22 protein-coding genes and 1 pseudogene are annotated in these 23867 nt (G+C 45.1%); 4 read left to right on the forward strand and 19 right to left on the reverse strand.

The window, feature by feature from the left end; genetic code table 11:
* Positions 1-9 precede the first annotated feature (9 nt).
* The 11 genes and pseudogenes from rsmA to DXD06_RS02660 form a co-directional block, all read right to left on the reverse strand.
* A complete protein-coding gene (rsmA, locus tag DXD06_RS02610; RefSeq protein WP_117830548.1) occupies positions 10-885 on the reverse strand; it encodes a 16S rRNA (adenine(1518)-N(6)/adenine(1519)-N(6))-dimethyltransferase RsmA in 876 nt (291 codons plus the stop codon).
* Positions 886-966: 81 nt separating this feature from the next.
* Positions 967-1137: a DUF362 domain-containing protein gene (locus tag DXD06_RS02615; RefSeq protein ID WP_022046847.1), complete on the reverse strand. Its 171-nt coding sequence runs from the start codon at positions 1135-1137 to the stop codon at positions 967-969.
* Positions 1138-1267: 130 nt separating this feature from the next.
* On the reverse strand, positions 1268-2599 hold the full coding sequence (gene dnaB, locus DXD06_RS02620) for a replicative DNA helicase (protein WP_022046846.1): 1332 nt from the start codon (positions 2597-2599) through the stop codon (positions 1268-1270).
* Between the two features lie 12 nt (positions 2600-2611).
* Positions 2612-3058 carry a 50S ribosomal protein L9 gene (rplI, locus tag DXD06_RS02625; protein WP_022046845.1) on the reverse strand — a complete coding sequence of 149 codons (447 nt, stop codon included), beginning with the start codon at positions 3056-3058 and terminating at the stop codon, positions 2612-2614.
* On the reverse strand, positions 3055-5106 hold the full coding sequence (locus DXD06_RS02630) for a DHH family phosphoesterase (protein WP_117830549.1): 2052 nt from the start codon (positions 5104-5106) through the stop codon (positions 3055-3057). Before DXD06_RS02630 ends, rplI begins: the two co-directional genes overlap by 4 nt.
* 169 nt (positions 5107-5275) lie before the next feature.
* Positions 5276-6199: an SPFH domain-containing protein gene (locus DXD06_RS02635; protein ID WP_022046843.1), complete on the reverse strand. Its 924-nt coding sequence runs from the start codon at positions 6197-6199 to the stop codon at positions 5276-5278.
* Positions 6200-6217: 18 nt separating this feature from the next.
* Positions 6218-6670: an NfeD family protein gene (locus tag DXD06_RS02640; protein ID WP_243000834.1), complete on the reverse strand. Its 453-nt coding sequence runs from the start codon at positions 6668-6670 to the stop codon at positions 6218-6220.
* A 27-nt stretch (positions 6671-6697) separates the two neighbouring features.
* Entirely contained in the window at positions 6698-7924 is a 1227-nt protein-coding gene (locus tag DXD06_RS02645; protein WP_117830550.1) for a sensor histidine kinase, read from the reverse strand.
* Between the two features lie 2 nt (positions 7925-7926).
* A complete protein-coding gene (locus DXD06_RS02650; RefSeq protein ID WP_022046840.1) occupies positions 7927-8610 on the reverse strand; it encodes a response regulator transcription factor in 684 nt (227 codons plus the stop codon).
* Positions 8607-9491, reverse strand: a complete 885-nt coding sequence (locus DXD06_RS02655; RefSeq protein WP_243000835.1) for a DUF975 family protein — start codon at positions 9489-9491, stop codon at positions 8607-8609. Before DXD06_RS02655 ends, DXD06_RS02650 begins: the two co-directional genes overlap by 4 nt.
* A 127-nt stretch (positions 9492-9618) precedes the next feature.
* A pseudogene (locus tag DXD06_RS02660) lies at positions 9619-10323 on the reverse strand (uracil-xanthine permease family protein); the annotation flags it as partial.
* Between the two features lie 228 nt (positions 10324-10551).
* Here DXD06_RS02660 and putP point away from each other — a divergent pair.
* Entirely contained in the window at positions 10552-12087 is a 1536-nt protein-coding gene (putP, locus tag DXD06_RS02665) for a sodium/proline symporter PutP (RefSeq protein ID WP_117830551.1), read from the forward strand.
* 91 nt (positions 12088-12178) lie between these two features.
* Here the strand turns inward: putP and DXD06_RS02670 are convergent, their stop codons facing one another.
* The gene (locus tag DXD06_RS02670; protein ID WP_117830552.1) at positions 12179-13921 is read right to left on the reverse strand and encodes a CAP domain-containing protein; all 1743 of its coding nucleotides are present in this window, start codon (positions 13919-13921) and stop codon (positions 12179-12181) included.
* A 445-nt stretch (positions 13922-14366) separates the two neighbouring features.
* On the opposite strand from DXD06_RS02670, the gene DXD06_RS17220 reads away from it, so the two are divergent.
* Positions 14367-14933 (forward strand): SCP2 sterol-binding domain-containing protein, encoded by a 567-nt coding sequence (locus tag DXD06_RS17220; protein WP_199535192.1) that lies wholly within the window; start codon positions 14367-14369, stop codon positions 14931-14933.
* 85 nt (positions 14934-15018) lie between these two features.
* Positions 15019-15522: a zinc ribbon domain-containing protein gene (locus DXD06_RS02680; protein ID WP_022046834.1), complete on the forward strand. Its 504-nt coding sequence runs from the start codon at positions 15019-15021 to the stop codon at positions 15520-15522.
* Positions 15523-15625: 103 nt separating this feature from the next.
* Here the strand turns inward: DXD06_RS02680 and DXD06_RS02685 are convergent, their stop codons facing one another.
* The 4 genes from DXD06_RS02685 to DXD06_RS02700 form a co-directional block, all read right to left on the reverse strand.
* A complete protein-coding gene (locus DXD06_RS02685) occupies positions 15626-16453 on the reverse strand; it encodes an energy-coupling factor transporter transmembrane component T family protein (RefSeq protein ID WP_117830553.1) in 828 nt (275 codons plus the stop codon).
* Complete coding sequence (locus tag DXD06_RS02690) at positions 16453-18153, reverse strand: ABC transporter ATP-binding protein (RefSeq protein WP_117830554.1); 1701 nt, start codon at positions 18151-18153, stop codon at positions 16453-16455. Before DXD06_RS02690 ends, DXD06_RS02685 begins: the two co-directional genes overlap by 1 nt.
* 6 nt (positions 18154-18159) lie before the next feature.
* Entirely contained in the window at positions 18160-18711 is a 552-nt protein-coding gene (locus tag DXD06_RS02695; RefSeq protein WP_117830555.1) for an ECF-type riboflavin transporter substrate-binding protein, read from the reverse strand.
* Between the two features lie 91 nt (positions 18712-18802).
* Positions 18803-20200: an alanine/glycine:cation symporter family protein gene (locus DXD06_RS02700; RefSeq protein ID WP_117830556.1), complete on the reverse strand. Its 1398-nt coding sequence runs from the start codon at positions 20198-20200 to the stop codon at positions 18803-18805.
* Positions 20201-20392: 192 nt separating this feature from the next.
* On the opposite strand from DXD06_RS02700, the gene DXD06_RS02705 reads away from it, so the two are divergent.
* Positions 20393-21217: a hypothetical protein gene (locus tag DXD06_RS02705; RefSeq protein WP_117830557.1), complete on the forward strand. Its 825-nt coding sequence runs from the start codon at positions 20393-20395 to the stop codon at positions 21215-21217.
* Positions 21218-21242: 25 nt separating this feature from the next.
* On the opposite strand, the gene rsmH is transcribed toward DXD06_RS02705, so the two are convergent.
* The 3 genes from rsmH to DXD06_RS02720 form a co-directional block, all read right to left on the reverse strand.
* Positions 21243-22298: a 16S rRNA (cytosine(1402)-N(4))-methyltransferase RsmH gene (rsmH, locus tag DXD06_RS02710; RefSeq protein WP_117830558.1), complete on the reverse strand. Its 1056-nt coding sequence runs from the start codon at positions 22296-22298 to the stop codon at positions 21243-21245.
* A 134-nt stretch (positions 22299-22432) separates the two neighbouring features.
* Positions 22433-22903 carry an NUDIX hydrolase gene (locus DXD06_RS02715; RefSeq protein ID WP_022046828.1) on the reverse strand — a complete coding sequence of 157 codons (471 nt, stop codon included), beginning with the start codon at positions 22901-22903 and terminating at the stop codon, positions 22433-22435.
* A gap of 157 nt (positions 22904-23060) precedes the next feature.
* A complete protein-coding gene (locus DXD06_RS02720; protein ID WP_117830559.1) occupies positions 23061-23477 on the reverse strand; it encodes a DUF4143 domain-containing protein in 417 nt (138 codons plus the stop codon).
* Positions 23478-23867 lie beyond the last annotated feature (390 nt).

Consider the following 23867-nt stretch of genomic DNA (forward strand, 5'->3'; position numbering starts at 1 on the left):
GCGCTGTTTTTATACAGCACTCCTGTGATCATAAATAATATTGGAGAGCTGTGCAAACTGCTCCAGGGAAAGTGCCTCCCCCCGGATATTAACCGGTACGCCAAGTTCTTCAATGCATGCCTGCAGTTCTTCCTTCGGAAGTGAGAATGCCCCATAATTGGCAAGTCCATTTGCCAGTGTTTTCCTGCGCTGGTTAAAGGATGCCCGGATCACCTGAAACAGCAGTTTTTCGCTTTTTACGGTAACCGGAGGTTCACTGTGGCGTGTCAGACGGATCACGGCACTGCCGACTTTCGGCTGCGGCATAAAACAGCTTGGCGGAACATTGACTACGATTTCCGGTTTTGCGTAATATTGCACCGCCAGGGAAAGTGCGCCATATTCCTTGCTTCCCGGTCCTTCCTGCATACGATCCGCTACTTCTTTCTGTACCATGATCGTGATACTGTCGATCGGCACATGGCTTTCAAACAATCCCATGATGATCGGAGTCGTAATGTAATACGGAAGATTTGCAACGACCTTGATCGGCTTCCCGTTATTTTTTTCTTCCGCAAGTTTTGAAATATTTACTTTTAAAATATCTTCATTCAATACATCAACATTATTATATTCCGCAAGCGTATCTTTTAGAATCGGAATCAGATTGGTATCTATTTCCACTGCCACTACCGCGCGTGCCGCCTCACAGAGATATTGTGTCATGGTTCCGATTCCCGGACCGATTTCCAGCACAAAATCATCCTTTGTGATCTGCGCAGCTTCTATAATTTCCTCTAAAATTCCTGTATCAATCAAAAAATTCTGTCCAAATTTTTTCTGAAAATTAAACTGGTATTTCTGCAATACTGCAATCGTGTTCTTAGGATTTCCTAATGTAGCCATGTTATTCCTCTCTTTCTATAATCGAAAAAGAGCTGCCTCCGTGGTTTAAGAGACAGCTCTTCGTTTCGTTTTATTATGTGATTAGCCCTGAGAGATTGCTCCAGTTGGGCAAACACCAGCACATGTACCACAATCAACACAACTATTTGCATCGATCTCGTACTGAGAAGCACCTGCAGAGATTGCTCCTACAGGACACTCGCCTGCACATGTACCACAGCTAACGCATGAATCAGAAATAACGTATGCCATAATAAAATCCTCCTTATGAATAATGATCATTATTGCCTTATTGGCTTAATGGTATTCTAGTACAAACCCGTCCAAAGCGCAAGCATTTCGGCAAATGTATTTAATTTGATGCATGATCATAAGAAAAATTTTATCGTTCCAGATTTGCAAACTTCGTGTATTCCGGCAGCCATGCGAGGTTCACCGTACCGATCGGACCATTACGCTGTTTGGCGATAATGATTTCTGAAATTCCTTTCAGTTCAGTATCCTTGTTATAATAATCATCACGATAAATAAACATCACGACATCGGCATCCTGCTCGATCGCTCCGGATTCTCGCAGATCGGAGAGCATCGGACGATGATCCGGTCTCTGCTCGACTGCACGGGAAAGCTGGGACAAAGCAAGCACCGGTACATTCAGTTCACGGGCAAGTGCTTTCAGGGAACGGGAGATGTCTGAAATCTCCTGCTGCCGGCTGTCTGTACTCCTGCCGGACCCAGACATCAACTGCAGATAGTCAATGATGATAAGTTTCAGATCATGCTCCAGCTTATATTTACGACATTTACTGCGCATCTCGGAAATACTGATTCCCGGCGTATCATCAATGATCAGTTCGGAATCCCCTATGATTCCGGCTCCTTCGACGAGTTTCGCCCAGTCAGCATCCGACAGATTACCGGTACGAAGTGCCTGTGCATCTACACGGGATTCCAGGGAGAACAGTCGGTTTACCAGCTGCTCCTTCGACATTTCCAATGAAAATATCGCCGTGCACATGTTTTCATGAAATGCCACATACTGTGCAATGTTTAAAACAAACGCTGTCTTTCCCATAGACGGACGGGCTGCAATCAATACCAGATCCGATGGCTGTAATCCTGCTGTCCGGTAGTCCAAATCAATAAACCCTGTCGGTATTCCCGTAACATTTCCGTCCTGCTGTGACGCTTTTTCAATCTTTTCCAGTGCGTTCATGACAACCTGACGAATCGGCACATAGTCTCCACCGGTACGGCTTGACAACAATGCAAAAATATCATGTTCGGTCTTATCCAGAACACTTTCGAGCGATTCTTTGCCCGCATAGCACTCATTCTCTATCTCTTCCGTGACCCGGATGAGTTTCCGCTTCATGGAATTTTCTTTTACAATATTACAATAATATTTGACATTCGCGGATGTCGGAACCGCACGCACCAATTCTCCAACGAATTCCAGACTGGAGACTTCCTGTGGTACATCCTTTTCCTTGAGTTTATTCTGCAGTGTAACCAGATCCACCGGCTGTCCGCTGCTGTACAATTCGATCATCGCATCAAAGAGAATCCCATACTGCTTGTGATAAAAATCTTCCTGCAGAAGGATCTCCATGGCTGTTACAATGGCATCCTGATCCATGATCATGGAACCAATGACCGACTGCTCGGCCTCCAGACTGTTCGGCATCACCCGCTTGATCAGCGTTTCTTCCAAGCGAACTTCCTCCTATTCCTCAACAACCTGAACACGCAGTGTTGCGGTTACCTTTGGATGAAGCTTCACCGGAATCTCATAAGTTCCAAGAGCCTTGATGGATTCGCCCAACTGCATCTTCTTTTTATCCAGATCCAGCCCTGCCTGCTCTTTTGCAGCCTGTGCAATTTCCTTGGTGGAAACAGACCCGAAAATACGTCCGCCCTCACCGGATTTGATCTTTACAACAACTTTCTTTGTTCCGATCTCCTCCGCCAGTTCCTTTGCGTGCTCTAAATTTTCAGCTGCCACTTTGTCTGCATGCTGATTCTGCAATTTGAGGTCATTCAGATTCTTTGTCGTTGCCTCTACTCCAAGTTTCTTCGGCAGAATTGCATTGCGTGCATAACCGTCACTCACATTTACGATTTCGCCCTTTTTCCCAAGAGCTTTCACATCCTGTAATAAAATTACTTTCATTCCTGTATATCTCCTTCTTCAAGCATTTCATCAATGGTCCGCATAATGGCATGTTTTGCCTCGGAAATCGTACATCCCGTCAACTGTGCACCAGCCACATTCAAATGACCGCCGCCACCCATTCGTTCCATGATTAACTGTACATTAATTTCATCAATAGAACGTGAGCTGATGTATATTTTTCCTGCGTACTCTGTCAGCACAAAAGATGCCTTGATTCCTATAATATTGAGCAGCTCATTTGCTGCCTGCGCGCCGACAATCGTCGGACTTTCCACGTCCTCACTCGGACAGACAGAAATTGCAAATGCACCGCGGTATACTTCCGCATGACGCACTGCCTCCGCACGGGCTTTATAGCATGCCATATCATTTCGCAGCATTTTACGCACACGGGTCACTTCTGCCCCGGAGCGTCTGAGATATGCTGCCGCCTCAAATGTACGGACACCTGTTTTGGTCATAAAGTTATTGGTATCAATCAAAATACCTGCATAAATGCAGTCTGCCTCTGCCGGAGAGAGCTTAAATCCTTCCTGGAAATACTGTAAAACTTCTGCTACCATCTCACAGGCAGAAGACGCATACGGCTCAATATAGGACAGCAGCGGATTTTCAATCACTTCACTGCCCTGACGGTGATGGTCAAATACAACAATTGTATCGGTACGCGTAAGCAGTTCTGGGCATTCCGTATAACTTGGACGGTTCGTGTCCACCACCATAACAAGGGAATTGCGGCTTACCTCTTCAATCGCAATCTCACTATTGATAAACATGTCTTCCGGATAGCCTTTTTCTGGAGTAAAACATTCCATAAGCGGCCGGATGGAAGTTGTTGGCTCATTGATCACGATCTGTGCCTTTTTTCCAAGCACACGGGCTGCACAGAAAATTCCAATCCCTGCACCAAGGGAATCGACATCTGTCAGGCTGTGCCCCATGATAATCACGTTCTCACGGCTCTCAATAATTTCATGCAGCGCATGTGCCTTAACCCTCGCTTTTACACGGGTGTTGCGCTCCACCTGTTTTGCCTTGCCTCCAAAATATGCAATGTCCTCACCATTTTTGACAACGACCTGATCCCCACCTCGTCCGAGTGCCAGATCAATTGCCGCACGTGCCTGCTCATAGTTCTCGTTATAAGAAGTCCCCTTGATACCGACACCGATACTCAGCGTAACCGCCATCTCATTGCCCACTTTGACCGTCTTGACATCTTCAAGTACACTGAACCGGTCATCCATAAGCTTCTGTAAATATTTATACTTAAATACTACAAAATACTTGTCTTTTTCGATTTTGCGGACAAGCGCGTCCATCTTTGAGAAATACTGGTTCACTTTTCGATCGACAAGCGCAATCAGAAGCGAACGCTTCACATCCTCGATACTGTCAAGTGCTTCGTCATAGTTATCAATATAAACAAGTGCCGATACCTGCTTCTGATCCAGATTTTCCTGCTTGCAATGCTGCAGTTCGGTCTCATCAAACAGATACAGTGCCGTCAGGAATTCATCGGAATCCTTCACGTCAATTTCCTTGCTCTCCTCCATGATATCGTCAAAATAAATACGATTCAGGGAAATCCGGAAAATGCGCTCCTTTTTTTCAATCGTAATATTCTGTGCATCTTCGTGTTTCTGAAGAAACTCACGGGTAATATTGGAAAAAAGGGTTGTAATTGATTTATGATAGTTTCTCCCCACTCCCGTCAGCTCGGAAAAGCGTTCATTCACCCAAAGAATTTTTCCTGTATAGTCCAACAGCGCATATGGAATTTCAAACTCATTCAAAAGTTTTTTCTGTACCGTTGCATACTGTGTGGCAAAATTGATAATCTCATTTGCAAGCCGCGGTCTGGTATTATAATATAATCCCAGTTCCAGTACAAAATAGATAGCAATAAATACCGTCAGCAAAAAGCCTGCCGTCACATCGTAAAAATAAAGCCCCACATCTGCGAGTGTCATCGGGATCGTCAGCCACAATGGCCAGCAGAGATACGATCTCAGTTTTCCCTTAAACCGAACCTTTGATTTCATTTACGCTCCTGTTCTTTCCACATCATCGCCCAACTGTGGAATATACCCCCACATCAATAATCTATAGTATAACATTTTCCCTGTGCAAAATAAAGACCTTACTGAGATAACAAAAACTGCCCCATTTTCATGGAGCAGTTTCGTCCAATGCATCACAGATGTATCTGTGTTATCCGTTTTCTTTTGCAATTTCCACAATGGATTTGCTCAGTCCTGCAATCCCCTGAATATCCGATGGGATAATAATCTTGGTTGCCTGACCGTCTGCTGCCTTGGCAAATGCCTCCAGACTCTTAATCTGAAGTACCGCATTATCCGGAGCAGCTTCTTTGAGCATACGCAGACCATCTGCATTGGCCTGCTGGATCTTTAATGTAGCCTCTGCCTGACCTTCGGCTTCCTTGATGGTTGCTTCCTTCTGTGCCTCGGCACGCAGGATTGCAGCCTGTTTTTCAGCCTCTGCATCGAGAATTGCAGACTCCTTATTTCCTTCTGCAACCAGAATTGTAGATTTTTTCTCACCTTCTGCACGCAGAATGGCTTCACGCCGCTCGCGCTCTGCCTTCATCTGTTTCTCCATGGCATCCTGAATTGCCTTTGGCGGAATAATGTTCTTTAACTCCACACGATTTACTTTGATACCCCACGGATCTGTTGCCACATCCAGCGTTGCACGCATCTTGGTGTTGATGGTCTCACGCGATGTCAGTGTCTCATCCAGTTCCAGATCACCAATGATATTACGAAGCGTCGTAGCAGTCAGATTTTCAATTGCCATGATTGGATTTTCCACACCGTATGCATACAGCTTTGGATCCGTGATCTGAAAATATACAACCGTATCAATCTGCATTGTTACGTTATCTTTTGTGATTACCGGCTGTGGTGGGAAATCAACCACCTGTTCCTTCAACAATACCCTTTTTGCAATACGGTCAATAAACGGCACCTTAAAATGCAGCCCTACCGACCATGTGGTAAGATACCCTCCAAGTCTCTCCACAACTACCGCATGCGCCTGTGGAACAATTTTCACACAGTTCACAATAACGACCAATGCAATGATCACTACAATGAGAATTACAACAGGCATAACTTTTTCCTCCTTTACCTATACCTTTTCTACTATAAGTTTGACACCACTGATTGCCAGAATTTTTGCTTCTTCTCCCGGTTCAATGATCTCATTATCATTACGGGTACGCACCGTCCACTCCTGTCCATGAACAACTGCCATCCCGGTCTGATCCATATTACTGACGCGCTCGGAAATCCGTATATTTTCCCCAATCAGGCTATCCGCGTTTGTTCTTTGCATTTTGGCATTTACATATTTACGCGCCCACGGTCTTGTCGCAGCAAGCAAAAGAATGGATACCACTAAGAATACCAGAAACTGCACCACCGGATTTACCCCTGCCATTGCCATAACCAGTGCCGCAAGTGCACCTGCGGCAAACCATATGCACGTTAGTCCGATTGTTGCAAGTTCTCCCAGAACAAACACAATCAAAAGTACTATCCAAAGCAATTCATACGGATCCATCGCTCTTATAATTATCATAGACTCTCCCTCTTTTCTGCCACTTTTTTATTTTAGCGGATGCACAGAATACATACCGGCATTTTCCATCCGGATCACAAATGCTTTTGCAAATCCGGCTGCTTTTGCATAATGCTGAATCTGTGGCTGTTGCACCAGTTTTAAGTCCCATCCGTGCATCTGCACGATTTTTGACACGATGGAAAGTCCAAGTCCGTTTCTCCCATCGCTTACCCGCGCTTTGTCCCCACGCGTAAAAGGATCAAACAAATGCTGCGCCTGTTCCTCTGGAATCAGAATTCCGCTGTCTGCCACCAATACATAAATCCGCTCCAGCTCCCTATAAGCAAACAGTCCGATTCTTGTTCCCTTTGGATTGTGCTGCATGGCATTTGTCAGAAGGTTTGTCACTACACGGGATAACTGAAGTTCATCCGCCCAGACCGGTATCGTTTCCTCCGGAATATCTGCTGTCAGTGTCATTCCGTTTTCTTCCATCTCTGCATACAACATTGCCGCATTTTCTCTGAGAAGTTCACACAAATCAAGCGTTTTTCCATTTAATGCAAACCCTTCACTATCCAGTTTTACATATTCAAACAGCAAATTGATCAGATTTCCGATCCGAACCGATTTATTCTGGATGGCGTTCAGATATTCCTGCTGTTTTTCCGGTTCCTGTACCATATGATCCGCCAATGCTTTTGCGTAACCGGATACGGTCGTGACCGGTGTCCGAAGATCATGTGCGATATCGGAAAGCATCAGATTCCGCTTGCGGTCAAACTCTCTCTGCTGCTGTTCGCGCTCCTCCTGGATCTGATGAAACTCCGCCATCACAATCCGCGCGAACGTTATCGCACCCAAAATATAAGGAAGCAGCATACACACCATTAACAGCAGAAGAACCACAAACAGCAGGATGGCTTTCCATCCTTCCATCTCCTGTACGACGACGGAACTCCTTGTCGCCGGAAGTGCATTGCCCAGCCAGTCCTGTAACCTTTCCCCTGTCCACTGCATCATTCCCTGCAGCGGTGATGGCAAAAGCATCCGGACGGCATTTACTATCAGCAATAACAGAACACATATGATAAAAATAAACAGATCCGTCTTTCCAACGGATGACTGCCTCTGGTAATCCGGGAAAAAAACTTTCATCACCACAGGCATAACCGCCTGGCTGATCAAAAAACTGATCAGCGACTGTGCAACTGTCACCAGTACAAGGATATAAATAAACCGTTTGATCAAAAATGCCTGTAAATCACGCATTGCTATTTCTCCAGCCGATAGCCCAATCCGCGGATGGTTCGAATATAAGCTGCCGGGTCTTCATCAAGTTTTGCCCTCAGCTTGCTGATGCAGACCATAATATTATTGTCTGCAACCACATAAGTGTCACCCCATCCCTGTTCATAAATCTGTTGTTTGGTAAACACTTTTCCCGGATGCTTCATAAATAACTCCATGATCCGGTACTCTACCGAAGTCAGTTCAATCGGTTCTCCATTTTTTTTGAGTACGCAGCCTTCCGGATCCAGTTCCAGATCCCGGACGGTCAGTATACCGGATGACAGTTCCGCTGTCCCCAGCGCATAAAACCGACGGATATTTGAATTGACACGTGCTACTGCCTCCAAAGGATTGAACGGTTTTGCCAGATAATCATCTGCCCCGAGATTTAACCCCAGAATCTTCTCGGAATCCGCATCCTTTGCCGAAAGTATCATAACGGGAATATTGCTTGTTTTACGTAATTCCTGCAACACATGGTATCCGTCCATCTCCGGCATCATAATATCCAGCAGACACAGATCCACATGTTCTTTCTTTAGCAGTTCCAGTGCCTGCTTCCCGTTTTCTGCCTCAATAATCTGATAATTTTCATTTTCCAGATACAGCCGGAGAAGCGTTCGTATCTCCGGCTCATCATCTGCAATTAAAATCGTATAATTCATACATTCTCCTGCCGGAAAGGTGAATTCACCGGATCCGCCTGCTGTGTAAATCCGTTTGAACCAGCCGGGTTTGCATAGCACAGTGCCTCATACAGTGCGGCATGTGTTGCATTCACATATGGTGACACATAAAAGACTGCAAGAATTCCAAGTGTCAGTCCGGATAAAATGTACCATCCGATAAAGGACAGATCCAGAACAAATGCTTTCCATTTCTGTCCCTGCATCATACGCTTGCTTTCCGCGAATGCCTGCTCTTTGGTCATCTGTGGGTTATCTGCCAGAAGGTACGGAATCATCATATATTCATATGCCTTTACAATACCCGGAATGATAAAAAGCAATGACCATAAAACCGTAAACAGATCACGGAAAAACATTGTCTTTGCAACATTCCTGTAATTATTGTCAAATCCATATCCAATGTTCCCAATCTGTGCCGGCTCATTTAAGTTGCGGATAAAGAATCTCCTGCATCCGACCTCAAACGGATTTATGATAAATACATCAACCAGAAGTATAAGGACAAAAATCACCAGAAAAACAACTATGAATATGCCGATGGCGATCGCTGCTGCGACCATACCGCCCATCACTCCCCTGTTTCCTGCTTTCAGTCCGTCCTTAAAGCCTTCTTCAAGCCCAGCCTCAAAATCACGCAGTGAACCATCATCACTGTCATAACCGCTGTCATAATCATAGGAACTGCCTGCCTGATTCTCCGATCCATGTAAGGAACCGGTTGCACTGCTGAGGTTGCCCGAAGCAGCTCCGCTTCCCCCTGCAATCAGTGTCAGCAACAGGCTGATCAGAATACATTTCCAATAATTTCGTTTAAATGTTGCTTTCGCCCTTCCCTTTAATTGTGCGCGACTCCACATATCAAATTCCTCCATTTCCTTTTTGATGATATCATCATAACACCAAATCCTTATCTTAAAAATCGCTGCACCTTAACGTTACCTTAACAACGTGTATTTAATTTGCCTGTTTCTTCTTCGGCAAAAGAAGGCTCAGCAGAAGGGAAACAATAATCATTGTACGGTCATTAAATTCGCAATTTTTTAACATTTTGATCCCCTCATACATGATTGAACCAAACATCATAACGGTACATCCTCCAAGCACTGCCTGCGGCAGCGAATTAAAAAATGCTCCGAGTGGCGGGAACAAAGAAGCAAGAATTAAAATCAGTGCCCCAATAAAAATCGTAAAACGATTGATCACCCTTGTCATGGTAACCAGTCCGACATTCTGGCTGAACGATGTCAGTGGCAGGCATCCAAAGCATCCGGAAATTGCACTGGAAAATCCATCCACGGCAAGTGAGCCCTGAAGTTCCTCCATTTTAAGGTCACGTCCAAGTGCTCCGGTACACACAGCAGTTGTCGCGCCAGTTGTCTCTGCTGCAGAAACCAGAAAAACAAGCGCAATTGTTAAAAAGGCTCCAAGATTAAATACCGGCTTGTGACTGGTAAAAAACACAAGTTTTGGAATGCTGAAAAATCCTACCTGATCAATGGTCTCCTGAATTCCGGAGAAATCCACCATAGGTGCAATCCCTGCAACCGTAAATATAATAGAAAGAATATATCCGAAAATAAGTCCTACCAGAATATTCAGATTCTTATAAACGCCCTTTAACACATATCTTGCCACCAGACACACGATAAGTGTCAGAGCACCTACCAGCAGATGATACCATGCCCCGAACCAGAGCTGCACTGCAGACGATCAGTACGGGTGCCAGATTTGCTACAAACATGGCAAGCACATGTTGAAGGCCAAACGGAATTGCTTTTCTCATGTATAGACAAAGACAGTTTATCATCTTATTGCCCATAGTGTCAAACAGGATTTCCCGGTTGCGGTATAATTATCATCTGTGCTATACTATGAACAATTAGCGTGTGAAAGCGTACAAAAGAGGAGGATTTATTTATGACATCTGCACAAATATGCATCATGATTGCCATTATCGTATACCTTATTGGTATGATCTATATTGGTTTCCGATGTTCCAAGAAAAACAACAGTACTGACGATTTCTATCTGGGTGGCAGAAAACTCGGTCCTTTCGTAACCGCGATGAGTGCCGAAGCTTCCGACATGAGCAGCTGGCTTCTGATGGGACTTCCAGGCGTTGCTTACCTCACCGGAATTTCAGATGCCGGATGGACCGCAATCGGACTGGCTGTTGGTACATACATTAACTGGCTGATCGTTGCCAAACGTATCCGCCGCTATACGCACACCTGCAACAATTCCATTACCATCCCATCGTTCTTCAGCAACCGCTATCGCGATGAAAAAAAGATGCTGCAGGTCATTGCTGCTATTTTTATTGTTATCTTTTTTATTCCTTATACGGCCTCTGGATTTGCCGCATGCGGAAAACTTTTTTCCAGCTTATTCGGGGTAAATTATCTGACCGCCATGATTATCAGTGCTATCGTAATTGTGGCATACACAACACTTGGCGGATTTCTTGCTGCTTCCACAACGGACTTTATCCAGAGTATCATCATGTCGGTTGCTCTGATTGTAGTTCTGATCTTTGGTGTAGAAACTGCTGGCGGTATCGGTGCCGTTATCCACAACGCCTCCGAGCTTCCGGGATATCTTTCCATGACACTTTCCTATGATGTAAACACCGGAAAGGCCGCTCCTTACAGTGCCCTGACCATTGTTTCCACTGCCGCATGGGGACTTGGATATTTCGGTATGCCGCATATCCTGCTCCGTTTTATGGCAATCGAGGATGAGAAAAAACTGAAACTGTCCCGCCGCGTTGCAACCATCTGGGTCGTAATCTCCCTGTTCGTTGCCGTCTTTATCGGTGTGATCGGTTATACCATGAGCAAAGTCGGCGCACTGGAGATGCTGACCGGATCGAATTCCGAAACCATTATCGTAAAAATTTCCGCCCTGCTCTCCCAGCACGGTGTGATATTTGCCCTGCTTGCGGGTGTGATTCTCGCCGGCATTTTAGCTTCCACCATGTCCACTTCGGACTCGCAGCTGCTGGCTGCATCTTCTGCGGTTTCTTCCGACATTCTCGGTGCTTTCCGCAAAGATTCTTCCAACAAAAACGGAAGCATGGCAGCCGCAAGAATTACACTCCTTGTAATTTCTGTCGTTGCCGCATTCATTGCCAGAAATCCGGACAGTTCCGTATTTGCCATCGTTTCTTTCGCCTGGGCTGGATTCGGTGCCGCATTCGGACCGGTTGTTCTGTTTTCCCTGTTCTGGAAACGTACCAACAAATGGGGCGCACTTGCCGGTATGGTCTGCGGGGGTTCCATGGTATTTATCTGGAAATACCTGATCCGCCCGCTCGGTGGTATCTGGAACATTTATGAACTGCTTCCTGCATTCCTGATTGCCTGCGCTGCGATCGTAATCGTCAGTCTGCTGACACCAAAACCTTCCAAAGAAATCGAAGAGGAATTTGACCGGGTCGCACAGATGAAATAAATCTTTTAACTTTGTATACCAAAAATGTCGGTAGATATCTGACAGATATCTACCGACATTTTTAATTCTTATTTTCAATTATGCTTTGATCCTAGCGGCGGATCTTTACAGACTTCACACTGCTGTATGGACTGTAATACTTTGTTCCATCTACCGTAACATAGCTGCGGATCTTGTAATAATAAGTTCCTTTGGTGAGTTTTGCCCTTGTATAAGACTGCATCTCACCATCTTTTGTAGCCGCAATCTTCTTGTATCCATAATCATATGCTCCCTTGGAGCGGTAGATTTCATAGCCGGTAACGGAAGTACCTGGCAGCCATGTGATACGGACTTTTGATCCGTGTGCACGCAATCTTGTGATAACCGGCTTCTCCGGCTTAATAATAAAGCTTGTCTTTGCAGATCCCGTATAATTACCGGTTCCCACTACCATAACAGCAGCTTTTCCCGGTGCACCATTGTCACTGTAATTCAGATAGTAATCCGAACCTTCTTTTAAAACAATGTTATTTAATGTAACGGTAACTTCCGGTTTTACGGAAGATCCCGTATATCTTTGTGCTGCAATCTTACTGATCACCGCATTTGCAAGGTTATTGGATGAAACCGTTGTATTTCCGTTTCCATGATTTACAATACGGAAATAAACTGTTCTGCTTCCATAATAATTTCCGATTCCGTTAATTGTTACGGATGCAGTACCGATATTGCGGTTGTTGCTGTAAGTAAGGGTATAATCTCTTCCCTCATACAGATATCCGCCATTCAGCCATACCGATACAGACGGACGGATATCATATCCGGTGTATGTCTGATCAACGATTGTACCTACCGAAGCATTTGGAATATAGTACGAATAGGTATTGCTGCTGTTATTGGTTCCTGTTACCTGAACCGGAATCTGCAGGGGAATTTTACCATCCGGACGGTTCAGTGTAAGTGTTGTAGACCCTGTCGAATTTGCGATCAGTTTTGTTCCGCTGATATAGGCAACCGCAGTATTGGATACATACATATTCAGCCCCTGTACAATCGGGCAGTTTGCATTGCCTGGCCAGTGATTCGATACCTTAATGTTTTCATAGCATCCGGATAAATCTTTCGTCTGTCCGACAGACATCTGGATATAGGTTCCAATAGATGACGGAACAACAATCTGGTCAGAAGTAATATTGCTCTCTGCAACCTGAAGATTAGTTACGGTTGTTGTCTGGTTGTTCGGTGTTGTATAGGATGTTCTGGTTACTGTGTTGGCAAATTCCTCTACCCAGTAGTGATATCCATTGTAATATACATGTCCGATTCCGACAGCTGTAAACTGGCTGTTTAACATATTTCTACGCTGTTCCTGTCCGGAATAATTTGCATTGTCTTCCCGCATTGCGTTGTGAAGTGCAGATGCTGAAGAATAATTCACACCGATATTCTCTGCATAAACTCCCGCATAGACACCGTTTTCACTGTAAGCAGTATAATAATTTGTGCCATTTGGTCTGGTGTGTGAATACGAAAGTGCAATCTCTGCTGCACGTTTCATGGCTACCTGCTCCAGTGCATAGTCGTAAGTAAGCGGCTGCAGATTATTACAATATGTCTTCGTGTAATTGTTTGCATCCCAGTACCATGCATCGGATGAATTTCTGCGCATACTGTTGATCATGCCATAGACATTTCTGGCATCCGTCTGTCCGTATGTAGCCTGAATACTTACGTTCCGTGTACCGGTTGTTGCAGCCATCACATTGCCCGCATACCCCAGTGGAAGCAGTGAAACAATCAGGACAAACGCAAGCAGACGCCTGAGTACATTGTGCGTTTTGGTTTTTCTCATAATCTTGATCCCTTCCTTTATTTTAAAATTTTGTTATCCCTATTGTACGCTTTTTAGCGGCTTCCCGCAATGATAATTTCATAAAGTTTGCTTGACAAGCATAACAGAAAAGCTATACTCTAATTAGCAAACAGGTGGGTGCGCAACTCGTTTCTGCGGGCTGTCGTTTTGTCGGGGACACCGTTCGCAATTTCTAGTCTGCCTAAGAGGGAATCTTCGAAACGTTTATTACGCCCACTCCCCATTTGTCTTGATATTTACTTTATTTTCAATATGTCACTCTGTGACTGCGCAAATAGAACCGTGGGCATGCTTATTCGAAGCTTCCCTCTAAGGCAGACACAAAATCGCTCAGACGGTGTCCCCGACAAAACGACAGCCCGCAGAAACGAGTTGCGCAATCACCAATCTAATTAGCAGATGGAGAAGGGAGAAATAACAGAATATGACCTATCAGGAATTAGTTTCAAAATTAAAAGATACTTATCAGGAGAAAGATGCTTCTAAAATCAGCGAACATCTTGCCATCCAATTTAACATACAGGGAGAAGCCGAAGGTGCCCTGTATCTGGAAATTGCAAACGGACAGCTTCATGTTGAACCATATGAATATTACGACCGTGACATTTTAGTCACAACTTCAGCTGCTGATCTGCTTGCACTCGCGCAGGGCAGCCTTGACATTCTCGAAGCTTACCAGAGTGGGAAAATTTCTGCGGAAGGAAATCTTGCAAAAGCATTGCTGTTAAATGAAATTGTCACCGGTTCATCCGAAGCTCCGTCACCAGCGGAATCTGCTCCTGTGGAAACTTCGGCATCAGCGGAATCTGCTCCTGTGGAAGCTCCGGCACCGGCGGAATCTGCTCCTGTGGAAGCTCCGGCACCAGTTGAATCTGCTCCTGCGGAAGCTTCGGCATCGGAAGAATCCTCTCAGGAAGAAACTCCGGCTGCAGCACCATCCGTCCGGGTACCACGCATGTCCCGGAAAAAAAACAGAAAAAGACATAAATAATCTGTAAACTTCCTTGTGTTTTTCAGACAGCATGTTATGATAATTCATAACATAAGGTTTTTGATATAGGAAAGGAGTGAAATATATGTCTTTTTTAAACAACTTAGGACAAAAGATCAGTGATGTGAGCCAGACTACCATTAAAAAAACAAAAGATCTGGCAGATACTGCAAAATTAAACTTAAATATCTCCGAGGAAGAACGCAAGATTGATACTGCATACGAACAGATTGGAAAATGGTATGTGGAAAAACATCGCGAAGATGCCGAAGAAGATGTAAAAACCTGGCTGGATGCGATTGCCGTTTCCGAAGCCAGAATTAAGGAATGCCGTGAAAGCATTCACCAGATGAAAGGTGTAGCGATCTGCCCATCCTGCGGTGCAAGCGTGGATGCCGATGCTGCATTCTGCAGTGCCTGTGGACAGAAAATGCCGGAAAAGCCAAAGCCGGAACCGGTTAAGGAAGAGGACGTCGAGGTGATTCCTCCGGAACAGCCGTCTGAGGAACCAGCTTCTGAGACTGTGTCGGAAAATGCTTCCGAAACCCCGACTAAAGCCTCTGCACCAGATGCTTCAACCGAAGCTTAAAAACAGACATGGAAAACAAAAGGAGCTGTCGTGCCACCGATATTCGCTGGTGCGATAGCTCCTTTTCTAATTTTATTAAGACGAGCTGCGCAATCTCTACTGTTTATATAAACGGGTTATAAAACCGGCTGCCATCATGATAGGTAATCACAAGTGCAACCACGGCAAATCCAAGCACCAGTGCAATACACAGATAATCATTGCGCTGTAATTTTCTTCCCATATACCAGGTACGCTTTCTGTGTTTCCCATATCCACGCAGCTCCATTGCGTTACTGATCGTGTCAATACGGCCGATACTTGTAAAAATGAGCGGGAAAATGATAGAGGCTGTACTCTTAATCCGACTCATCAACTTCGCTTTTCCAGACATCTCGATTCCACGCGCTTCCTGCGCATTTTTAATTTTATGGAAATCATCCTGCACATCCGGAATATAGCGCAGTGCAATCGCCACTGCATATCCGATATTGTAACTGATCCCGATGCGGTTTAAGGAAGCCGCAAACTCTGATGGATTGGTGGTCACAACAAAAATAAATACCGCCGGAATAATGGTAAAATATTTTAAAATAATATTCAGCTCGTAAAACAATTGCTCTGCAGTGATCGGATAATGTGCAGAAAGCTGCCAAAGTACATGCTTTGTCCCATAAATTTTTGTTCCCTGATCCGGCGCAAAAATAAAAATTGCAAGCACATTGATCACCAGAAAGAACATAATGAATTTGAAAATGGAACCGACCTGTTTCCACTCTGTTTTTGAAAGCCTAAACAATACCAGACTAAGTACCAGCATCACGGCAAGTACCCTGGTATCATACGTAAGCATACTCGTGATGGACCATGCCAGAAAATAGATCAGCTTTGTAACCCCGCACAGCCGGTCCATCCAGGTGTCTTTTTTTTCATAGGTCAATAACTTTGCCATTACCGCACCGCCCTTTCGTAATTGATAAACCTCTGTACGAACTGAGACGGCTCTTCGATTCCACATTTGACTGCCATCTCATAGAGTGACGTCTGCTTTAAATATGCCGGAGCTGTGATCGTTTCATTGGTCAATACTTTTGCCGGCGTATCAATGGTCAGAAGTTTTCCATCTGCCACAACAATCGCACGGTTGGTATATTCCAGCATCAGATGCATATCATGCGTAATCATGATAATGGTCGTCCCCTGTGTCTCGTTGATTTCCTTTAAAAACTCCATAATTTCCGTATAATGACGATAATCCTGACCAGCAGTTGGCTCATCTAAAATCAGGATCTCCGGCTTCATAACAAGAATGGACGCAATGGTCACCCGCTTCTTCTGACCGAAACTCAATGCAGAAACCGGCCAGTTCCGGAACTGGTACAATCCACAGATTTTCAGTGTCTCATGCACACGCTCACGGATTTCTTCCTCTGGAACTCCGCGCACAGTAAGCCCAAGTGCCACTTCCTCATAAATCATAGGCTTAGAAATCATTTGATTCGGATTCTGCATGACAATTCCAATATGCTCCCCACGCTCTTTGACCGAAAGTGGTGAGATATCGTTTCCGTTCAGCTCAATTTTTCCTTTGCTCGGTTCTAAAAATCCACAGATCAGATTGGACAGTGTCGTCTTTCCGGCACCGTTTTTCCCGACAATACTGATCATTTCGCCTTTCTTTACATCAAAACTGATATCCGAAAGAATTGCTTTTTCCGGCTGATAAGAAAAATGCAGATGGTCTACTTTAAGTACCTTCTCCTGTGTTTCCTGTTTCTGCGGAATCTGCGTAGTCTCAAACCATTCCCGCACCTGTGTTTTGTATGGTTCAAAATTCATGGTTTCCACATGCTGCGGATGATCCTGTGCAGTGATGGTACATCCGGCATGTTTGAGTGCCGTGACATAGAGCGGTTCCCGGATTCCCTGTTCCTCTAAGATATTTCCAACCAGCAGATCATCCGGTTTCATGTCCGCAACAATGGTTCCGTCTCCGACCACAACAATACGGTCTACATCTTTGTACAGCACATCCTCCAGACGATGCTCAATGATTACGATCGTTTTTTTCTGTTCCTTTTGGATTCTGTCAATTAACGCGATCGCTTTCTTTCCGGTCGCCGGGTCAAGATTGGCGAGTGGCTCGTCAAACAAAAGAATATCCACATCATCAATCATAACGCCCGCCATGGAAACTCTCTGTTTCTGTCCACCGGACATCTCCGATGGTGCATGGGAAAGCAACTCTTTTACTTCTACCGTCTCTGCCACACCGTCCACTTTGCGAAACATTTCTTCCTGTGCCATGCAGTCATTTTCCAGCACAAAAGCAATATCTTCCGCAACCGTCAGACCGATAAACTGCCCGTCCGTATCCTGTAATACAGTTCCAACCATCTTGGAAAGCCCAAAAATCCCAAGTTTTTTCGGATCTTTTCCCTCGATTCTCAGCGTCCCGGTACTATCTCCCTCATACGAAAAAGGGATCAGTCCGTTGATACAATTTGATAATGTCGACTTTCCTGATCCCGATGGTCCAATAATGAGAACCTTCTCTCCGGGATAAATCTTTAAATTGATATCCCGGAGTGTCGGCTCCATCTGTGACCGATATTTAAATGTAAAGTTTTCAAATTCAATAATCGGTTCCATACGTTTTTAGTCTTCCTTTGTAAGACTTGATGATTTTGCTCCAATCTTTGTATATCCCAGTCCAAGTAATGAACCAAGTACACCTACAATAATGATATTGGCTACAAATGCACATACTCCCTGTGAGAATACTTTCTTTGCAGGTTCTGCATAAATGAGAATGTCAAGCACCGGTGCAACAACGATCCATGCGACTGCATTCGCAACAACCTGAACCACATTAAAAAGAATGACTTTCTTCTTATTAAATCCACCAGCCTTAATCTCAAAACTCTTTGCAAATAAGCCAACTAAAATCCCAAAAATTGCATCCGGGAATACCCAGCTCCACCATACACCGCCATAAAACAGTGCATCTCCGAGCGCATGTCCCAAAAGACCAATGATTCCTCCAACAACTGGTCCAAACACTGCGGCAAGAAATGCCATCACTGCGGCACGCGGCTGCATGGATGTATTCGGGATAATTCCCAGCGGAATCTGCACTTCTGTCAAAACAATGAACAATGCGGTTCCGATACCGGTTGCTACAACTTCTTTGATTCCAAATTTTTTCATAACAAGTTCCTCCTTTGTTTTTTCAGTACCTTATTATTTATGATAAACGCGCAAATGTCAAGTTTTTCGCCCTTTTTCTTTTCAGCTTCCTTTAACTTTTTGCACCATCTCCGGCAAAGTATTCCTTCACCAGTTTAACAACGACACCGGAAAGCAAAAATACTGCGATCAGGTTTGGAATTGCCATGAGTCCGTTAAAGGTTTCCGCAATGCTCCACATCAGACCCAGATCCATCGTGGCTCCTATGATGGCAACCAGCGCATACACCAGCATAAATGGCTTGTTGACACGGGAACCGAACAAGAACTCGATGCAGCGTGTCCCGTATAATCCCCATCCGATAATGGTGGAAAATGCAAAACAGCACATGGCAACCGCAGTAAAAATAGATACCCAGTTTCCGTATGTTGCGGTAAATCCACTGATTGTAAGCTCTGCACCTGCCGCCTGACCGTAACTGACCGGAACCTGGCTGCACAAAATAACAAGCGCGGTAAGCGTACAGATGACAATCGTGTCTACAAACACCTCAAAAATACCGAAAAATCCCTGCTTGACCGGTTTTCTCGTGTCTGCACAGGCATGGGCAATAGATCCCGTACCAAGCCCTGCCTCGTTGGAAAAAATTCCACGGGATACGCCCTTTTTCATACTCATGAAAAAGCTGCCGACCGCGCCGCCGGTCACTGCGGCCGGATGAAATGCCCCTTCCACAATCGAAGCAAAGACAGCCGGGACATGTCCGATATTAAGAATAATCACTCCCACTGCCAGAACAATATAGATCAATGCCATAAACGGTACCAGCTTTTCTGTCACCCGTCCAATCCGCCTGATACCTCCAAGCAGAATGAGTGCAATCAGAATCGCCAGAATGATCCCAACCACAAGGTTAACGGTCGGTACCGCATCTTTTGAAATAACATGGTAATTCGTCAATGCCGTATTGATGGCTGTGGTAATCGTATTTACCTGTGTGGCATTCCCTGTTCCGAATACGGTCAGTACGCCAAACGCGGAAAAGAGATACGCCAGCCAGTGCCAGTGCTTTTTCAGTCCGTTCTTAATATAATACATTGGGCCTCCGACCAGATCCCCATGCACATTTTTTTCGCGGAAATGCACCGCAAGCGTCACTTCTGAAAACTTGGTACACATACCGAGAATTGCGGAAATCCACATCCAGAACACGGCTCCCGGACCGCCGATGGCAATCGCCCCTGCCACACCGGCAATATTTCCCGTGCCGACCGTTGCCGCAAGTGCCGTACAGACCGCCTGAAACGGTGTCATGGCTCCGTCCGATGCCTCACGCTTCTTAAACATGCGGCCAAATGTCACTTTCATCGCGTATGGGAACTTGCGGATCTGTAAGAACCGGGTCCGGAAACTCAATACCAGACCAACACCGATGATACAGATCATGGCTGGGACACCCCAGATGAAATTGTTGACCGCACTGTTGATTGCTTCAATTGTGGATAACATAGTTTTCTTTTCCTTCCTACGTGAATAAGCGCGTGTTTTGTGTGAAACACGCGCTTGCATTATAGCACAATTTTTGCATTTTCTCTACATCTGCGTAAAGAAACACATACTATCTTTTGTCCCTTTACAAAATCGGATAAAAATATATAATAACAGACAAAACATCATCCATACAATTTTGGAGGTAACACTATGCTGAAACATATAAAAAAAACTTTTCTTCCCGTCATGCTTTGTCTTGTCCTGTGCACCTGTACCGCATGTACTTCTCGTTCCAAAGAGGAAACAGAAACTTCCGAGACGGAGACTGAAATTTCCAAGACGGAAACAGAAACTTCCGAGACGGAGACTGAAACTTCCAAGACGGAGACTGAAAGCGCGGTCTCTGCTTACCGGAACGTATTACGGAAAATCAGACAAAACCACATGTATCCGGGTTCTGACACCGAGTTCACCGAGTTTGACTGGGAAGAATCACTGTCGATCTACTACGCAATTGTCGATGTCACCCAGGACGGCATAAAAGAGCTTCTGCTTGATTTTGATTATGATAGTGGTCCGGATGGCGGCATTACAGTGTACACCTATGATCCCAATGCACCTACTCTGGTTCATGAAATTGGTGGTTTCTTTACTTTTTCCCGTTTTTACGACAATGGAATTGTGGAAGAGGATATTTCCCACGGAAGTCCTTACGGTGGTCCTTATTCCACCGCTGGTGCAGCCGACCCCAACACTTTCTGGCCTTATCAGGTATGGTCCTATCAGGCCGATGATGCCTCCTACACCCAAATAGGTTTTGTGACCGACTGGAATAAAAAAGAATGGGCAGACAGCATTGACGGATTTTCCTCATTTCCGGATTCCGCTGATAAGGATCACGACGGTATCGTATATCTCCTGACAAATGCCAAAGGGAAAGAAACCGCCATAGATGCTGCTGACCTGAAAAAGTGGGTGGATTCCTACCGTAAAGGTGCAAAAGAAATTCCCATCACCTATCAAAGACTCAAATAATGGCAATTATGATTGTGTATCAGGATCACTGACTGCGTACCGCCCAGCGCATCTTCGTGGATCGTGCCCGTCCGTTCTGCGCACACTCCTGCGCGGACGGACGCACCACATCCTTTGCATACTCCGAATAAATGCCTGCACGACAGCCCTCTTTTAAAGCACGCTTTACCAGCTTGTCCTCCCCGGAATGGAATGTCAGAATTGCCACGCGGCCGCCCGGTTTTAAAGCACCCGGCAGTTTTTCCATAAATTCATAAAGCACCTCAAACTCTCGGTTGACATCGATGCGAAGTGCCTGAAACGTCCGCTGGCAGGTCTTTTTGATCGTCTCTTTTTTCTCCTTTTCCGGCAGGAAATCGAGGGTGTCTTCAATAATCCTGCGCAGTTTTGTGGTGGTATCCACGCGGTGTCCTTTGCGGATCTCATCGGTGATCGCTTTTGCAAGTTCCTCACAGTACGGCTCATCCGAATTTTCATAAAGCATTCCGGCAAGCTCGTCACGGCTGATCGTATCCAGACGCTCCGCCGCACTGATTCCTGCCTCCTGATTCAGCCGCAGATCAAGCGGTCCGTCCACTTTAAAGGAAAATCCGCGCTCCGGATTGTCGATCTGCATGGACGAAACGCCAAGATCTGCCAGAATAAAATCAAATCCACCCACTTCTTTTGCAATCTCATCGATCGTGCAGAAATTCTGCAGATGGATGGTCAGCATGTCCTCGCCAAATCCCTGCTCTGCCAGACGTTTTTTCGTCTTTGCCGATTCTACCGGGTCGACATCGGTCGCATGGATGTGTCCCTGCCCCTGCAGCTGCTCGAGCATGGCTTTCGTGTGACCTCCGTAGCCGAGTGTGGCATCAAAACCGGTCTGTCCCGGTTTGATCTGCAGGAAATCAAGAATTTCTTTTACCATAATGGAGATATGCATGCCTGCCGGGGTGTTGCCTTTCTGGATGACATGCGCGATGGTGTCTTTGTATTTTTCCGGCTGTAGTTCTTTATATTTTTCTTCAAATTTCTTCGGGTATTTTCCTTTATAATGCACACGGCGCTTGTGCGGGGTCTGGTTTTCGTTTTCCATTTTTTATTCCTTTCCTCTCCTGTTCAGGTACAGCTCCTCTTACCATTTGCAAGGCAAAACTTTATATGAGGTTGCGAAGGTATTGTTTGCAGAGTAATCTCTGAGCACTAATGATTTCAAATTTAATCTGTTTTCTATGAATACCGGTACAATTGTTTTTCTACCAGTTTACTTCCTTCATAAACAAGCCGAAGTGTAAAAAAGCGGTGCTCGTCTTCCTCGATCAGCAGTTTTAAAAAAATGGCATCTCCTTCCCAGGTCGGAAGCGCAAGCACTTCTTTTTTGTCCATCCACTGCAGATCGCCTTCATTGCACTCGATCAGCTCCCCGGTAAAACCATCCGCGGTAAACAGGCACATTTCTTCCGGCTCCGGCGCTTCATCACTGATGAATGTGATCAGCCCGCGGAACTGGTAGGAAGTCAGTGTCAGGCCGGTTTCTTCTTTTACTTCACGTAACAGGCAGTCCTCCGGTCCTTCCGTGCCTTCTGCATGTCCGCCTACACCAATCCACTTGTCTTTGTTGATGTCGTGCTGCTTTTTGGTGCGGTGGAGCATCAGGTATTTTCCGTCTTTTTCTATGTAACACAGGGTTGTCATTTTCATGGGATTTTCCTCGTTTTTTCTCATATTTGTTCCATATGCTCCATGATAACAAAATTTGCCCCGTTTTTTCAATCGAACATTTCATATTTTGCCCCATTTTTGATATATTTATTTTCTTTTTTTGCCCCGTTTTTAAATTCCAGCCGAGTTATGGTGCTCATTTGAGGTATTCTCCAATCCGGTCAATATTATAAAGCGGGATGTTTGTCATCCAGTCCTGCTCACGGAAATCCGACATGGAAGTCCGCACCGCATGCTTGGGATGATACTTCTCACAAAAAGCCCGCAGACTTTTTGCCCGCAGATTTCCCTCTGCTTTCACCTCTACCGGAATGACCGATCCGGGTGCCTGCAGCATAAAATCAATTTCGCCCGTAGAATTTGCCGTTGTGTAATAATATGGTTCCACACCCAGTTCCGCTATCATCTGCTGCAACACATACTGCTCCGTCAACGCCCCTTTAAACTCTGTAAAAATCCTGTTTCCATCAATGATAACGCTTGCATCCAGATCTGTCATGGCAAGCAGAAGCCCGACATCAAGCATATAAATTTTGAACGCATACAGATCCATGAAATCAACTTTCCCTACCGGAAAAGAAGTTCCCTTATAAAACGTTTCATTGTGCGTCCTCCCTGTCAGTGAAATTTATATGTAGCATTCCTTATTACTTTATATCATATTTCTTTATGGCAGAGCCGTCAACATTTTTAAGGACGTATTTGTGTTATGGTGCTACACTTTTCAGGACGTATTTATGTGATAGTGCTACACTTTTCTGGACGTTACTGTTTGCATAAATGTGGAAGGTTTTTGTTGCATCTCAGGCATTTAAATGCTATACTTGTCACAAAGCAAATACATATTTTTCCATAGCTTGGGCGGACAGTACCTGGCGAGCCGTCTATATCATATATTTTATTTTTTCATTTCAAATTATCCCGGAAAGTCTTGCTTTTAAAA

It is taken from the genome of Roseburia sp. TF10-5, assembly GCF_003462365.1.
GTDB classification, from domain to species: domain Bacteria; phylum Bacillota; class Clostridia; order Lachnospirales; family Lachnospiraceae; genus Roseburia; species Roseburia faecis.

Excerpts from the sequence above, each read along its gene's own strand:
- rsmA (WP_117830548.1), bottom strand. The coding sequence starts at position 885 with ATGGCTACATTAGGAAATCCTAAGAACACGATTGCAGTATTGCAGAAA.
- DXD06_RS02615 (WP_022046847.1), bottom strand. The coding sequence starts at position 1,137 with ATGGCATACGTTATTTCTGATTCATGCGTTAGCTGTGGTACATGTGCA.
- rplI (WP_022046845.1), bottom strand. The coding sequence starts at position 3,058 with ATGAAAGTAATTTTATTACAGGATGTGAAAGCTCTTGGGAAAAAGGGC.
- DXD06_RS02630 (WP_117830549.1), bottom strand. The coding sequence starts at position 5,106 with ATGAAATCAAAGGTTCGGTTTAAGGGAAAACTGAGATCGTATCTCTGC.
- DXD06_RS02635 (WP_022046843.1), bottom strand. The coding sequence starts at position 6,199 with ATGCCTGTTGTAATTCTCATTGTAGTGATCATTGCATTGGTCGTTATT.
- DXD06_RS02640 (WP_243000834.1), bottom strand. The coding sequence starts at position 6,670 with ATGATAATTATAAGAGCGATGGATCCGTATGAATTGCTTTGGATAGTA.
- DXD06_RS02645 (WP_117830550.1), bottom strand. The coding sequence starts at position 7,924 with ATGCGTGATTTACAGGCATTTTTGATCAAACGGTTTATTTATATCCTT.
- DXD06_RS02650 (WP_022046840.1), bottom strand. The coding sequence starts at position 8,610 with ATGAATTATACGATTTTAATTGCAGATGATGAGCCGGAGATACGAACG.
- DXD06_RS02655 (WP_243000835.1), bottom strand. The coding sequence starts at position 9,491 with ATGTGGAGTCGCGCACAATTAAAGGGAAGGGCGAAAGCAACATTTAAA.
- putP (WP_117830551.1), top strand. The coding sequence starts at position 10,552 with ATGACATCTGCACAAATATGCATCATGATTGCCATTATCGTATACCTT.
- DXD06_RS02670 (WP_117830552.1), bottom strand. The coding sequence starts at position 13,921 with ATGAGAAAAACCAAAACGCACAATGTACTCAGGCGTCTGCTTGCGTTT.
- DXD06_RS17220 (WP_199535192.1), top strand. The coding sequence starts at position 14,367 with ATGACCTATCAGGAATTAGTTTCAAAATTAAAAGATACTTATCAGGAG.
- DXD06_RS02680 (WP_022046834.1), top strand. The coding sequence starts at position 15,019 with ATGTCTTTTTTAAACAACTTAGGACAAAAGATCAGTGATGTGAGCCAG.
- DXD06_RS02685 (WP_117830553.1), bottom strand. The coding sequence starts at position 16,453 with ATGGCAAAGTTATTGACCTATGAAAAAAAAGACACCTGGATGGACCGG.
- DXD06_RS02690 (WP_117830554.1), bottom strand. The coding sequence starts at position 18,153 with ATGGAACCGATTATTGAATTTGAAAACTTTACATTTAAATATCGGTCA.
- DXD06_RS02695 (WP_117830555.1), bottom strand. The coding sequence starts at position 18,711 with ATGAAAAAATTTGGAATCAAAGAAGTTGTAGCAACCGGTATCGGAACC.
- DXD06_RS02700 (WP_117830556.1), bottom strand. The coding sequence starts at position 20,200 with ATGTTATCCACAATTGAAGCAATCAACAGTGCGGTCAACAATTTCATC.
- DXD06_RS02705 (WP_117830557.1), top strand. The coding sequence starts at position 20,393 with ATGCTGAAACATATAAAAAAAACTTTTCTTCCCGTCATGCTTTGTCTT.
- rsmH (WP_117830558.1), bottom strand. The coding sequence starts at position 22,298 with ATGGAAAACGAAAACCAGACCCCGCACAAGCGCCGTGTGCATTATAAA.
- DXD06_RS02715 (WP_022046828.1), bottom strand. The coding sequence starts at position 22,903 with ATGAAAATGACAACCCTGTGTTACATAGAAAAAGACGGAAAATACCTG.
- DXD06_RS02720 (WP_117830559.1), bottom strand. The coding sequence starts at position 23,477 with ATGGATCTGTATGCGTTCAAAATTTATATGCTTGATGTCGGGCTTCTG.